The sequence below is a fragment of the Curtobacterium sp. MCLR17_034 genome (assembly GCF_003234485.1).
GTDB lineage: Bacteria > Actinomycetota > Actinomycetes > Actinomycetales > Microbacteriaceae > Curtobacterium > Curtobacterium flaccumfaciens.
Genome location: NZ_QKTH01000002.1, coordinates 92,973 through 106,404 on the forward strand (window position 1 = coordinate 92,973; position 13,432 = coordinate 106,404).

10 protein-coding genes are annotated in these 13,432 nt (G+C 68.4%); 6 read left to right on the forward strand and 4 right to left on the reverse strand.

The annotated features are described in order from the left end of the window. Window positions 1-10 precede the first annotated feature (10 nt). The 3 genes from DEI98_RS02965 to DEI98_RS02975 form a co-directional block, all read right to left on the reverse strand. A complete protein-coding gene (locus tag DEI98_RS02965; RefSeq protein WP_111099848.1) occupies window positions 11-1,369 on the reverse strand; it encodes a polysaccharide biosynthesis tyrosine autokinase in 1,359 nt (452 codons plus the stop codon). Between the two features lie 124 nt (window positions 1,370-1,493). Beyond that, window positions 1,494-1,922 carry a DUF3060 domain-containing protein gene (locus DEI98_RS02970; RefSeq protein WP_110865478.1) on the reverse strand — a complete coding sequence of 143 codons (429 nt, stop codon included), beginning with the start codon at window positions 1,920-1,922 and terminating at the stop codon, window positions 1,494-1,496. A 68-nt stretch (window positions 1,923-1,990) separates the two neighbouring features. Beyond that, a complete protein-coding gene (locus DEI98_RS02975; protein WP_111099849.1) occupies window positions 1,991-4,063 on the reverse strand; it encodes a hypothetical protein in 2,073 nt (690 codons plus the stop codon). A gap of 742 nt (window positions 4,064-4,805) precedes the next feature. On the opposite strand from DEI98_RS02975, the gene dnaK reads away from it, so the two are divergent. The 5 genes from dnaK to DEI98_RS03000 all read left to right on the forward strand — a co-directional run bounded on the left by dnaK (window position 4,806) and on the right by DEI98_RS03000 (window position 11,366). Further along, the gene (gene dnaK, locus DEI98_RS02980) at window positions 4,806-6,671 is read left to right on the forward strand and encodes a molecular chaperone DnaK (protein WP_111099850.1); all 1,866 of its coding nucleotides are present in this window, start codon (window positions 4,806-4,808) and stop codon (window positions 6,669-6,671) included. A 2-nt stretch (window positions 6,672-6,673) separates the two neighbouring features. Then, on the forward strand, window positions 6,674-7,348 hold the full coding sequence (locus DEI98_RS02985) for a nucleotide exchange factor GrpE (RefSeq protein WP_258370723.1): 675 nt from the start codon (window positions 6,674-6,676) through the stop codon (window positions 7,346-7,348). Window positions 7,349-7,389: 41 nt separating this feature from the next. Further along, window positions 7,390-8,394, forward strand: a complete 1,005-nt coding sequence (locus tag DEI98_RS02990) for a DnaJ C-terminal domain-containing protein (RefSeq protein WP_110865475.1) — start codon at window positions 7,390-7,392, stop codon at window positions 8,392-8,394. Window positions 8,395-8,519: 125 nt separating this feature from the next. Then, window positions 8,520-8,930 (forward strand): heat shock protein transcriptional repressor HspR, encoded by a 411-nt coding sequence (locus DEI98_RS02995; protein ID WP_110865490.1) that lies wholly within the window; start codon window positions 8,520-8,522, stop codon window positions 8,928-8,930. 81 nt (window positions 8,931-9,011) lie between these two features. Beyond that, window positions 9,012-11,366 (forward strand): M60 family metallopeptidase, encoded by a 2,355-nt coding sequence (locus DEI98_RS03000; RefSeq protein WP_181437906.1) that lies wholly within the window; start codon window positions 9,012-9,014, stop codon window positions 11,364-11,366. 71 nt (window positions 11,367-11,437) lie between these two features. Here DEI98_RS03000 and DEI98_RS03005 read toward each other — a convergent pair whose 3' ends face one another. Continuing rightward, window positions 11,438-13,045, reverse strand: coding sequence for a hypothetical protein (locus DEI98_RS03005; RefSeq protein WP_146243393.1), 1,608 nt, complete (start codon window positions 13,043-13,045; stop codon window positions 11,438-11,440). Here DEI98_RS03005 and DEI98_RS18210 point away from each other — a divergent pair. Beyond that, on the forward strand, window positions 12,999-13,430 hold the full coding sequence (locus tag DEI98_RS18210; protein ID WP_146243394.1) for a hypothetical protein: 432 nt from the start codon (window positions 12,999-13,001) through the stop codon (window positions 13,428-13,430). The two genes, DEI98_RS03005 and DEI98_RS18210, sit on opposite strands and share 47 nt — an antisense overlap. Window positions 13,431-13,432 lie beyond the last annotated feature (2 nt).

The window sequence follows — 13,432 nt, forward strand, 5'->3', positions numbered from 1 at the left end:
TTGTCGTCGGTCAGGTGGTGCGAGGGCTCGTGTAGTCCGAGCGGTAGTACGCACTGCGGGAAGCCTTGTGCTTGGTCTTGGTGAGGACGATGCCGGCGACCTGCTGCCCGACCCGTGCCAGTGCCTCGATCGCCAGCCGGACGTCGGAGCGCTTCGTCTGGTTGGCGGCGGTGACCAGCAGGGTCGTCGACACGAGGGTGCTGACGAGTGCCGAGTCGGTGACGGCCAGGACCGGCGGTGTGTCGACCAGCACGACGTCGAACCGCGACGCGAGCTCGGCGAGGACGCGGGTCATCGCCTCCGACCCGATCAGTTCACTCGGGTTCGGCGGGATCGTGCCGGCCGGCAGTACGGCGAGACCATCGAGGCCCCAGTCCTGCAGGACGTCTTCCAGCTCGACGCGTCCGACGAGCAGGTCGGTGAGCCCCACGGCCCCCTCGATGCTCATCACGGAGGCCACGTTCGGTCGACGGAGGTCGGCGTCGATGATCACCGTGCGCATGCCGCTCTTGCTCAACGCGATGCCCAGGTTGGCGGTGGTGGTGGTCTTGCCCTCGGACGGTCTGGCGCTGGTCACGGCAATGGTGGGGGCGCCGCTGGTGCGGAGGAACTGGATGTTCGTGCGGAGGCTGCGGAAGGCCTCCGATCTCGGGGTGTTCACCTCGTCCCGGACGATCAAGGGACGGCGAGCGGCATCGGTGTCGAACGCGATGTCCCCGACCACGGGGACGTCGACGTCGAGGTCCTCTCCCGAGCGGATGCGGGTGTCGACCGCAGCCCGGAGCAGGGCGAGGGCAGCACCGGCGGCGAGGCCAGCGGCCAGACCGAGCGTGAGGTCTGCTGCTTTCCGAGGGGAGATCGGGGTGGTGGGCTCGCTCGCAGGCGTGACCTCTTCGAGTCGCACCGACGGCGTCTGGTCGGCGCCGCGGGGTTCGATCTGCTGCACCACGCCGGCGAGCCGCTTGCCGACCTGCTCGGCGATCGTGGCGGCGACCTTCGGGGACCCGTCCTGGACGGCGATCTTGATGATCACGGTGCCGGCGTCGACGGAGGTGGTGATCCTGGATGCCAGGGCCGCCGGAGTGGTGTCGAGTTCGAGCTCGTCAACCACGCCCTGCAGGACGCGGGGGGAGGTCGCGAGTTGCATGTACGACTTGATCTTCTGCTGTGCGGCGTTCGACCCCTGCGCGATCTCGCCGGCGGATGCCGAGGTGTCCCCGGCGACGGACACGTAGTAGGAGGTCGATGCCTGGTAGGTGGGCGGCGTGATGCTCGTCACGACGAGGGAGAGGCCTGCTCCGAGGAGCGTGGCACCTGCGATGATCCACCAGCCCGAGACGAGGGCGCGGATGACGACGAGGTAGTTCAAGGGGGCCTCCGGTCGGGTTCGGTGATCAGTCTAAAACATCACATCTGAAAGAACAATACTGCACGCAGAAGGGGACGGAAGTGAGGCTTCCGTCCCCTCCTCGTTGTGGCTGCGCGGGCTGGACTCAGCCGGCCGCCGTGACGGTGTTCCCCTTGCCCTGGTCGTCGACCTTGGGGGCTTCCCCCTCGTAGGTCAGGCTGTTGTTGGATCCGCTGAAGAAGACCTTCTTCGTCGAGGAGACCGAGATCGTGGCGTTGCTCGCCTCGACCGTGATGGTGCCGATCGTGCCGAGGTCGTAGGTGCGGTTCGAGCTGATGAGGTTCGCCGCTGCGCAGTCCTCTGTCGTGATCGTCTTGTCCGAGTCCTCGTCCTCGTCCCAGAGCTGCACGGCTCCGTCGATGCACTCGTTGTAGGTGGTCTGAGCAGCCTTCGTCGTGCTCGAGGCGGTGGGCGCGGGGCCCTTCGCGTCAGACGTGCTGCAGGCGGTGACGCCGAACGCGGCGACGAGGGCGATGGATGCTGCGGCGAGGCCGCGGCGGATCGTGGTGTTCATCGGGTTCCTTCCGGGAGCAGAGGGGGGCGGCCCTCCTGTCGTGGTGCGACAGGAGGGCCGCCGGGGAGCTACTGGGTGTCGGCTGCGAGGGTGAAGAGCTCGCTGACCTCGGTACGGCCGTTCTTGGTGACCTCGAGGGCGAATCGGAATTCGGTTGCACCGCGGGACACGACGCGGTCGAAGGCCCACTTGCCGTCGTTGCCGACCTGGAAGCTGCCGGGGACGATCTGCGTACCCGAGACGTTCAGGACACGGTAGGTCGCGCCGGGCTCACCGGTGCCGGTGAAGTGGTTCGACACTCCCGGCGTGACCGAGCGGTTGTCGACCGTGACGGGGGCGAAGTCCGCAGCGTCGATCGTGAACAGCTTCGACTTCTCGATCTGGCCGTTCTTGGTCTGTTCGATCACGAAGCGGAAGTTCGGTGCGCCGTTGGAGACGACGCGGTTGAACGTCCAGCGGCCGTCGGCGCCGACCTGGAAGGTGCCGGGGACGATCTGGGTGCCGGAGACGTTGAGCACGCGGTAGGTGGCGCCGGGCTCACCGGTGCCGGTGAAGGTGTTCGAGCGACCCGGGATGACGCGGTCCGGCGTCGTGACCGTCACCGGCGTGAGCTCGGTGGCGTTGATCGTGAACAGGTCGGAGCGGACGGTCTGGCCGTTCTTGGTCTGTTCGATCACGAAGCGGAAGTTCGGTGCGCCGTTGGAGACGACGCGGTTGAACGTCCAGCGGCCGTCGGCGCCGACCTCGAAGGCGCCGGGGACGATCTGGGTGCCGGAGACGTTGAGCACGCGGAAGGTGGCGCCGGGCTCGGCGGTGCCGGTGAACGTGTTCGAGACACCGGGGCGGACGGCGGCCGGCCCCGTGACGGTCACCGGTGCGAGGGCCGTCGCGTTGATCGTGAAGAGCTCGGACGTGACGGTCTGGCCGTTCTTGGTCTGTTCGATCACGAAGCGGAAGTTCGGTGCGCCGTTGGAGACGACGCGGTTGAACGTCCAGCGGCCGTCGGCGCCGACCTGGAAGGCGCCGGGGACGATCTGGGTGCCGGAGACGTTGAGCACGCGGAAGGTGGCGCCGGGCTCGGCGGTGCCGGTGAAGGTGTTCGAGCGACCCGGGGTGACCAAGGCCGGCCCGGACAGCGTGATCGGGGCCAGCTCCGCGCGGCCCTCGACCGTCGCGGTGACGGTCTTGCGGTCGACCTCACGGCCGTTGACCTCCTGGATCACGACGAGGTCGTTGTCCCCGACCTCGAGGTCGCCGACCGTGATCGACCAGGCGCCGGTCGTGGCGTCGGCCTTGGTCGTCTCGTCACCGATCGAGATGTCGGCGCCGGGGGTGGCGGTGCCGGACACCACGGCGGAACGGGCGTCGTCGTCGACCGACGAGACCTCGGCGGTCAGGGCCACGACCGAGGTGCCGACCGTGGTGGACGTCGAGCCCTGGGCGCGGAAGTCGTTCGTGCTGCTCGTTCCGCTGAAGTCGAACTCCATGGCACTCGGAGCCTCGGGCGCATCCGCCGCAGCGGTGACGTCGATCAGGAAGCGGTACTGCTGGTCGGTCGGACGCTCACTGGCCCAGTCCGCGTCGAACGTCAGGGTCGTGTTGTCGTTGGACAGACGGCCGTTCGAGAGCGGGATGGACGTGGAAGCGTTCCATGCGGTGTTGCCGACGCGACGCCACGAGCCCTGGACGGTGTCCTGCTCGGAGAAGGTCGCACCGTCCGGAGCGGTCAGCACCACGGTGCCCTTGGTGTTCGTGCGCGAGACGCGGTTCTCGACGACGAACGGGACCTGGGTGGTCTCACCGCGCTCGAGCTCGACGGGGCCCTGGTCGACGCCGAAGAGGCCGCCGCCCTCGACGATCGTGACCGAGACGTTCTGACGGTCGATCTCGGTGGCGCCGCGCTTCTGGATGGCCACGAGCGAGTTCGCGCCGTTCACGAGGCCGGTGACCGTCATGTTCCACTTGCCGTCCGCATTCACGTTGACAGTCTTGGAGCCGATCGTGACGGTCTGGTTCGGCGTCGCCGTTCCGGAGATGACCGCCGACTTGTTGATGTTGCTCGTGCTCGTGACGCTGGCGACCAGCGGCTTGTTGATCGACGCGACGATCTCGTCGTAGGTCGCCAGCGAATAGCCGGACAAGTATCCCAGGTAGAAACCAGTCTGGGCCGAGTTTCGGTAGACCCCGAGTCCAAGGTTCTCACTCATCGTGAACTGGCCTGCCGCTGTCCCGCAGTTGCTTGACCACGGGGCGTACATGCCTCCAAGGCTGCTCAGGCACTGGCCCTTCGAGTTTTTGATGACACCACGAGTCCCGGGCGCGGGAAACTCGACGCGATCCGCCGATGCCTTTGCTTGAGCAAACGTGGTGTACGCCTTTGCTGATGCGCCATTGAGAGCCCCGGAGCCAAGGTTGGCTGCCTGGACCGCAAAATATGTGTCCGTTCGCGCTTCTCGGAGCACGAGGGAACCGACGACCCGCTCGGACGGCTCCGCTCCAGGACCAGCGGCAGTGGCCGGGGCCGCGCCGAAGGAGAGGCCAGACACGATGGTGGCTGCGGCCAGCCCGGCCGCACCCATGGACTTGAGGGCAGTTGATGCCCTCTTCTTGTGAGACATGTGCATCTTTCAGGACAGGCCGCGCGACGGCGGCTGTGCGGGAAGGGACACGCCCGTCGAGGTACTCCAACGGCGCATGTACATCCAGAATATCATGTGAAATATCAACATACGAACGTGCTAGTGCTCGCCGACGCGCCTGGGTGTTGAGTGAGACCGGCGCAGGTTTGCTTTCTCAGAAGTTGACTCCAGGTGACTCAGGAGTAGGGTTGAGTCCATCGGACGCAAGTCCAACGACTTACCCCCAAAGCAAGAGGAGCAACACATGGGACGTGCAGTAGGCATCGACCTCGGAACCACCAACTCCGTCGTCGCAGTTCTCGAAGGTGGCGAGCCCACCGTCATCGCCAACGCCGAGGGCATGCGCACCACGCCGTCGATCGTGGCGTTCACGAAGGACGGCGAGGTCCTGGTCGGCGAGACCGCCAAGCGCCAGGCCGTGACGAACGTCGACCGCACCATCGCGTCGGTCAAGCGTCACGTCGGCACCGACTGGACCACCGAGATCGACGGCAAGAAGTACACGCCGCAGGAGATCTCGGCCCGCACGCTCGGCAAGCTCAAGCGCGACGCCGAGCAGTACCTCGGCGAAGATGTCACGGACGCGGTCATCACCGTGCCCGCGTACTTCAACGACGCCGAGCGCCAGGCCACGAAGGACGCCGGTGAGATCGCCGGCCTCAACGTCCTCCGCATCATCAACGAGCCGACCGCGGCCGCACTGGCCTACGGCCTCGACAAGGGCAAGGAAGACGAGCTCATCCTGGTCTTCGACCTCGGTGGCGGTACGTTCGACGTCTCCCTGCTCGAGGTGGGCAAGGACGACGACTTCTCGACGATCCAGGTCCGCGCGACCTCCGGTGACAACCGCCTCGGTGGCGACGACTGGGACCAGCGCATCGTCGACTACCTGGTCAAGAAGTTCAAGGACGAGCACGGCGTCGACCTGTCCACGGACAAGATCGCCAAGCAGCGCCTGAAGGAAGCGGCTGAGCAGGCCAAGAAGGAGCTGTCGTCGCAGATGTCGGCGAACATCCAGCTCCCGTACCTGACGCTCACCGCCGAGGGCCCGCTGAACCTGGACGAGACCATCTCGCGTGCACAGTTCGAGCAGATGACCTCCGACCTGCTCGACCGCACCAAGAAGCCGTTCAACGACGTCATCAAGGAAGCCGGTGTCTCGGTCAACGACATCGCCCACGTGGTGCTCGTCGGTGGCTCGACCCGCATGCCCGCCGTGGCCGAGGTCGTCAAGTCGCTGACCGGTGGCAAGTCCCCGAACCAGGGCGTCAACCCGGACGAGGTCGTCGCCGTCGGCGCCGCACTGCAGGCCGGTGTCCTGAAGGGCGAGCGCAAGGACGTCCTGCTCATCGACGTCACGCCGCTGTCGCTCGGCATCGAGACCAAGGGCGGCCTGATGACGAAGCTCATCGACCGCAACACCGCGATCCCGACCAAGCGGAGCGAGACCTTCACGACCGCTGACGACAACCAGCCGTCGGTCGCCATCCAGGTCTTCCAGGGCGAGCGCGAGTTCACCCGCGACAACAAGCCGCTCGGCACCTTCGAGCTCACCGGCATCGCACCGGCTCCCCGTGGCGTCCCGCAGGTCGAGGTCACCTTCGACATCGACGCCAACGGCATCGTGCACGTGTCCGCGAAGGACAAGGGCACCGGCAAGGAGCAGTCGATGGTCATCTCCGGCGGCTCGTCGCTGCCGAAGGAGGACATCGAGCGCATGGTCCGCGAGGCCGAGGAGCACGCAGCCGAGGACAAGGCCCGTCGCGAGGCCAACGAGCGTCGCAACCAGGCCGAGCAGCTCGTCTACTCGATCGAGAAGCTCATCAAGGAGAACGACGAGAAGCTCCCCGCGGACGTCAAGTCCGAGGTGCAGGCCGACGTCGACGCGCTCAAGTCCGCACTCGCGGGCGAGGACGACGACGCCGTGAAGTCCGCCTTCGACAAGCTCAACGAGTCGCAGGGCAAGCTCGGCCAGGCCATCTACAGCCAGCAGGACGCAGCATCCGGCACCGCCGGTGGCGAGCAGCCCGCGGGTGAGCAGCCGGCCGACGACGAGGACATCGTCGACGCCGAGGTCGTGGACGACGAGGACGACAAGGACAAGAAGTAACGATGACGGATCCCAAGGACAACGCGCCCAACGAGCCTGTGCCTGAAGACCCGGCGCCCCAGGTCGAGGGCGACGCCACGAACGCGGCCGAGCCCGAGGACCTCATCGAGGCGGAGGGGCCCGACGTCGAAGTACCGATGGACGGCCCCGCCGCCGGGGGCCCCGCGGCCGACGCAGCGAACGACCTCTCCCCGGAGGACGAGGCACTGCTCGCCGACGCCGCCCGCGGCATCGCCGAGGACAAGCTGAGCACCGAGGACCGCGACCTCGTCGCCGAGATGCGTGCGGACATGCTCCGTGCGCAGGCCGAGCTGGTGAACTTCCGAAAGCGCGTCGAGCGTGACCGTGAGGCCAACCGCGAGGTCGCCATCGCCGAAGTGGTGCGGGCACTGCTGCCGGCGCTCGACGACCTCACCCGGGCCGAGGCCCACGGTGACCTCGCCGAGGGCCCGATGCAGGTCATCGGCCAGAAGATCCGCGGGGGCTTCGAGAAGTTCAAGCTGGTGCAGATCGGCGAGAAGGGCGAGGCGTTCGACCCGAACATCCACGAGGCGATCGTCCAGCTCCCCACCCCGGGTGCCACCGGACAGACCGTCGCGGACGTCGTCGAGCCGGGCTACAAGCTCGGTGAGCGGGTCCTCCGCGCGGCCAAGGTCGCGGTGGCGGTCCCGGCCTGAGCCGGGTCCCCACGGTGACGACAGAAGAAGGCAGGTGATCCATGGCCAGTCAGGATTGGTTCGACAAGGACTTCTACAAGGTCCTCGGCGTGTCCAAGGACGCCTCCGACGCCGAGCTGAAGAAGACGTACCGGAAGCTCGCGCGGCAGTTCCACCCGGACTCCAACCCGGGTGACACCGCCGCCGAGAACCGCTTCAAGGAGATCAGCGAGGCCTACTCGGTGCTCTCCGACAAGGAGCAGCGCCAGGAGTACGACCAGGTCCGCGCCATGGGTTCCGGCGCTCGCTTCACGGCGGGCGGCGGGGGCCAGGGCGGGTTCGAGGACGTCTTCGGCGGGATGTTCGGGCAGCAGGGCGGTGGCGGACAGCGCGTCCGCTTCGGCCAGGGCAGCCCGGGCGGTGCCGGCGGTTTCGAGGACATCCTCGGCGGGATGTTCGGCGGGGGTGGAGGCTTCGGCCAGACCTCCGGCGGCTACCGCGGGTTCGGCGGTCCGACGAAGGGCCGGGACGTCACGGCGTCGACGACCCTCGACTTCACCACGGCGATCGCCGGCGACACGGTCAAGCTCTCGCAGGGCAACGGTCGGCCGGTGAACGTCCGCATCCCCGCGGGTGTCGCCGACGGTCAGAAGATCCGTCTGCGCGGCCGCGGCGAACCGTCGCCCGACGGCGGTGAGGCGGGTGACCTGGTGGTCGCCGTGTCGGTGCGGAAGCACCCGGTCTTCGAGCGCGACGGACTGAACCTGCGCGTGGACGTCCCCGTGACGTTCACCGAGGCGGCGCTCGGCGCGACGATCGAGGTCCCGACGCTCGGCGGCTCGCCCGTGAAGCTCAAGGTCGCTCCCGGTACGCCGTCGGGTCGGGTCCTGCGCGTCAAGGGTCGCGGCGTCACGACGAAGAACGGCACGGGCGACCTGCTCGCGACCGTCCAGGTCGCGGTGCCGTCCCACCTGTCGGAGAAGCAACGCGAGGCCGTCGAGGCACTCGCGGCCGCGCTGCCCGACGAGAACCCCCGCGAGGACCTCCTCGCCAAGGCGCGCGACTAGCGCGCGCGACCACAGCAGTGGACCCAGCCTGGAGGCTCGGCGCGGCTCCGTCAGGAAGCCGCCCCGAGCCTCCAGGCTGGTATCCACCCCACGCGGACGACGGAAAGGAACACGCCATGACCGACATGGACGAGAACTCGCCCGTCTTCGCGATCGCGGTCGCGGCGGAGCTCGCCGAGATGCACCCGCAGACGCTGCGGCAGTACGACCGGCTCGGCCTGGTCGTGCCGGGCCGCACCCGCGGCGGTTCGCGGCGCTACTCCATGCGAGACGTCGCGCAGCTGCGCGAGATCGCGCGCCTCGGCTCCGAGGGCGTGTCGCTGGAGGGGATCCGGCGGGTGCTCGACCTGGAGAACGAGAACAAGGCGCTGCGTGACCGGGTGCGGGAGCTCGAGTCGGCGCTGGCCGACCAGCTCATCAACCGGCCCGGCGCACGGGTCTTCGCCGCCACCGCGAGTGGGGCGGCGATCTCGCTCAAGGCTGGGTCGAGGCCACAGCGGAACACGCAGATCGTGCTGTACCGCGGGCCGCGCTGACTTTTGTCCCGTATGCATTGCATGTAGTATTTCAACATGCGGAAATGGGCTGCGCTCTGTTCATCACTGATCGTCGTCGCTGTGGCCAGCGGAACCGGTGCTGTACCCGCCGCGGCAGACGTCCGGCAGGAGGACCGTCGTACGGCGATCGAGCACTCGGCCGACGGGTCGGAGACTGCGGTGCTCGTGCACGGGATCGGCAGTGCGTCCGCCGCTGCCTCTGCTGAGCGCCGTCGGTTCGCGCACAGCGACCTGCAGCCCGCCGGGCGCTTCGTCGAGGCGGGCGAGGTCGTGACGGTCTCAATCCCGCAGGGTGCGCCCACCATGGAGATCGCGATCGGGTTGATCGGCACGTACGCGGCCCACAACGACGGCCGCGACGTCGGATACCGGCGGACCGCGCTCGTCCCCGGCGTCAACGAGGTCACCGCGGTGCACGACGGCATGGTGTCGCTCGTCAGCACGGCGGACGACGGCTCGGCGACGGCGACGGTCTCCGGGGGCGAACCCGTACCGACCTGGGTGCGTGGGCAGAGCACCGCTGAGTCCTTCGCCGCGGACCTCGAGCGGTGGGCGGCCGCCCCGTTCGTCGAGGTCGTCTCGGACCGCATGTTCGGCGACTTCCAGAAGCCGAAGACGGGCACCCTGATCCCGGCGGACGACCTCGCTGCGCGGACTGCGAACTGGGACCGGGTCGTCGAGCTCACGGACTCGACCTACGGACTGGACGACGACGCGGTCGGTGCGTCGCGCAAGCATCCGCACCGCATACACATCGTTGCCCCGGACACCGGGGGTGGGTACGCGAACGCCAGCAACGGCCGGATCCTGTTCCACGTCAGTTCCGGTGCGGCCGGGGACCTGTTCCGCGACCCGCTGCACGACCAGTGGGCGCTCTGGCACGAGATCGGGCACACCTACGAGTCGACGATCAACTCCTTCCCGGGGACGGCCGAGACCATCACGAACATCTCGTCGCTCGCGGTGCAGGACGGGCTTGGTTTCGGGAGCCGGTGGGACGAGACGACCGCGTCGTTCGAGCGGTACTTCGCCTCGGAGGACCGGAACTGGCTCGAGGCGAGCGACCGCGTCCGGCTGCTCGCGTGGGAGCAGCTGCGCCGTGCGTTCGGTGATGCCTTCCTGCCCCGGTTCTTCGCGGCTCTCCGCGCTGAGTCTGCGGTCGTGAACCCGCACGTGCTCACCACCGATGACCGTCACGCGCTCTTCGTGACGACGGCGTCTCGGGTCGCCGATCGGAACCTCGCACCGTTCTACGACGCCCTCGGGTTCCCGATGTCCGACGCGACGCGGTCGGCCATCGGCGAACTGCCGCCGCTCGACCAGCGGATCTGGGACAACGTCGACTCGCGCCACCGTGTCATCGAGTACGTCGTGCCCGGCTACGACCCGCCCGTCGGTGTCATCGACGGTCCGCTCCCGACGGTGCCGGTCGGGCGTCGCCTGGTCGACGCTCCGGCCGTCACGGCGCTCGGCACCGCGAGCGGTCGTGGTTCGGCTGCGGTGGTCGATGCCACCGCGGCGGCTGACGTCGTCGGATCCGACACCGGCCGGCTTGCCGTCCGACTCCGGAGCAGCGACGGCACCGAGGACTCCATCATCGTCACGACCGCTGCCGTCGGTGGTGACGCCGTCGTGGCGCGAGGGCAGGCGAACCGTCCGATCGGTGTGCTGTGGCTGGACGGCCGCGGCACCCTGGGTTGGCGAGCGGCGACGTCCTGGAACGCGCACACATCGTGGTCGGGTCACGCCTACCTGCACATCGAGCAGTACGACCCGGACGGCACCCTCATCACGGCGGGCTCAGTCCACGGCGACGAGACCGGCACGGTGCTCGACCGGGTGTTCGGGGGCAGACCGTACCGCGACGGACAGTTCCTGCTGGTGACGCACGCCCAGCCGGACCTGCTCCGGGTCTACGGCAACGGCGCTCCGATCAGCGGGAACGGCGCACCTCGGGCGTACCGGATCGAGGGGCACCACCTGGTGTCGGCCGATCGCGATGACGTCCCGGGGTGGCAGGTGATCCGTGGAGCGGCGGGCACGCCCGTGGCGCTGGAGCGTGGGACGGATGCTCCGATCGAGGCGCAGGTCTCGGTCCACGCGCAGATCTCGGCGATCACCGCGACGGTCACCGTACAGAGCCCCGACGGGACGACGTTCGTGCCGGGCCAGACGACGATCCCCGGGATGTACCAGAAGCCGGGAGAGGGGTGGCGTGAGAGTGCGAACCTGCTCCTCTGTGCAGGAACGGTGAGCGACGACGGTCGTACTCTCCGGTTCACCCTGCAGACCGGTGGAGGGTTTTCGATGCCGCCGGGGTCGATGCTGCGCTGGCAGCCGGTGGTCGGGGTGGCGTCGGACGCGCCCGCGGGGGCGTCATCGCTCCGCATCGTCGTCGAGGGCAGTGCGCGCTGAGCGATCGGTGGAGGAACAGGGAACACCCCCGGGGCCGTCTGGTCCCGGGGGTGTTCCCGTCGGTCAAGCGATCAACGCGTGTTCGCGTAGATCGTGTAGAGCGACGTGGTGTACTCCGATCCGGAGACGGACACGGAGAACTTGAAGTCGAACTTCGTCACCCCGCGCGAGAGCGCGCGGTCGAAGCTCCAGTTGCCGTTCTGGTCGACCGTCACGTCCGCGGGCACGATCTGGTTGCCCGAGGCGTTCAGGACCTGCATCGTCGCGCCGGCAGGGCCGGTCCCGGTGATGGTGTTCGTGACTCCCGGGTCGACCGATCGTGTGCTCACGACGACCGGGGCGAAGCCCTGGTTCGCCGCGATGCTGAACAGCTGGGACGGCTCAGGACCCTGGTCGCCCTTCGTCTGCTCGATGACGAACTCGAACTTCGTCGCGCCGCGGGACACTGCGCGTTGGAAGGACCAACGCCCGTCCGCGTCGACCTCGCCGGTTCCCGGGACGAGTTGCGATCCCGAAGCGTTGAGCACGCGGAAGGTCGCCCCGGGCTCGCCTGTGCCGGTGATGGTGTTGACGACGCCCGGCGTGACCGTCGACGGGCCCGTCACCGTGACGGGGGTGAGTCGGCCGCTCTCGCCGGGGTTGATCGTGACCTCGGCGACGGTGGTGTTCGCGCCCTTCGACTTCTGCACGGCGCGGAGCACGTGCTCCGCGCGGTCGAGATCCTCTGTCTCGACGTCCCAGCGTCCGTTCGGCAGGACACCGTTCGGGCTGCGGCCGACGACGCGCTCGCCGTCGGCGGTGACCTCCACGATCTCGACCGCGGAACCAGGCTCGCCGGTGCCCGCCATCGCGACGGGACCGCTGCGGTGTGCGGCGCCGTCCTGCGGGGTGGAGATCGCAACGGCCGCGCCGTAGTCGACGCTGCGCGTGACGTCGTGTGCGGTGTCGCGGACGTTGTCGATGAACTGCGACGCGGTCACCATCAATGCACCGCCGGCGTTCGGCGCCGGGATCGTGGTCGACCAGGAACCGTCGGCCGCGGTCTGCACGGTCTCGCCCAGCTGGAGGCCGTCGTGGCCGAAGAGCTTCACCTCGGAGCCGACCTGCGCTGTGCCGGAGGCCGTCACCTCGGCGGTCCGGTCGGTCGGGAACCGGGCTTCGAACGTGAGGGCAGTGACCTGCAGGTCGACCTCGAGTTCCAGCTGACCGGTGCGGTCGTTCCCCTCGTACTGCTCGAGCTGCAGCGTGCTCGTGCCGAAGGGCAGCTCGGTCACGCGCGCGGTCCACCGACCCTGCTGGTCGACGATCTGCGGTCGGCGACCGTCGATCAGGACGGTCGCGCCAGGGGTTCCGGTACCGGACAGGTCGGCGCTCCTGGTGGGCGCGTCCACGGCGTCGACCCGGGCGCTGAACGACGGGACGAAGTCGCCGGTGTTCGGCAACCGGTCCGCGACGTTCTGGCCTTGCAGCCGCATCACCGAGTCGGTGTTGAACAGGCCGAGGAATCCGCGGTTGTACGTCGACTGCAGCCCGGTGCCGATGGGGTTGTTCGATCCCGTGTTGGCAGCCAGTCGGAACTGCTGCTTCGGGTCACCGTCGACACAGGACTCCAGGGTCACCGGCGAGTAGCTGTTGATCGACGCGGAACCGGCGGTGACGCAGAGCGCGGGAGCGGACATCGGCCGCACCGTCGTCGTCTCACCGGCGACGGGGATGGACCACCGGACCGCGGCTGCCCTCGCCGCTGCCATCGTCGACTGGCGGTTCGCGGGGATCTCCGAGCCCGCTCCGGCAACGCCCGGAGCGCTGAAGGTCGGCGTCGAGGGGTCGCCCGCGAACGCGGACGTCTCCGTGATGAGGGGGCCGACCTGTGTCCGTTCGGTGTCCATCGGCGAGGTGGCGTTCGCAGCGTTGACGCCGACGCTCGCGGCGATGGTCAACATCGTGAGGCCAGCGGCACCGAGGGTGGTCGTCCGTCGTGGAGGTCTCGTCATGCTTGTGTCTCTCTCGTTCTTCACGTGGATCGATCCCGGTGGATCGATCGCGCCAGCATATTGGTTTTGACA

Coding starts and splice junctions, on each gene's coding strand:
- DEI98_RS03005 (WP_146243393.1), bottom strand. CDS start 13,045: ATGTCCGCTCCCGCGCTCTGCGTCACCGCCGGTTCCGCGTCGATCAAC.
- DEI98_RS02985 (WP_258370723.1), top strand. CDS start 6,674: ATGACGGATCCCAAGGACAACGCGCCCAACGAGCCTGTGCCTGAAGAC.
- DEI98_RS02970 (WP_110865478.1), bottom strand. CDS start 1,922: ATGAACACCACGATCCGCCGCGGCCTCGCCGCAGCATCCATCGCCCTC.
- DEI98_RS02990 (WP_110865475.1), top strand. CDS start 7,390: ATGGCCAGTCAGGATTGGTTCGACAAGGACTTCTACAAGGTCCTCGGC.
- DEI98_RS02995 (WP_110865490.1), top strand. CDS start 8,520: ATGGACGAGAACTCGCCCGTCTTCGCGATCGCGGTCGCGGCGGAGCTC.
- dnaK (WP_111099850.1), top strand. CDS start 4,806: ATGGGACGTGCAGTAGGCATCGACCTCGGAACCACCAACTCCGTCGTC.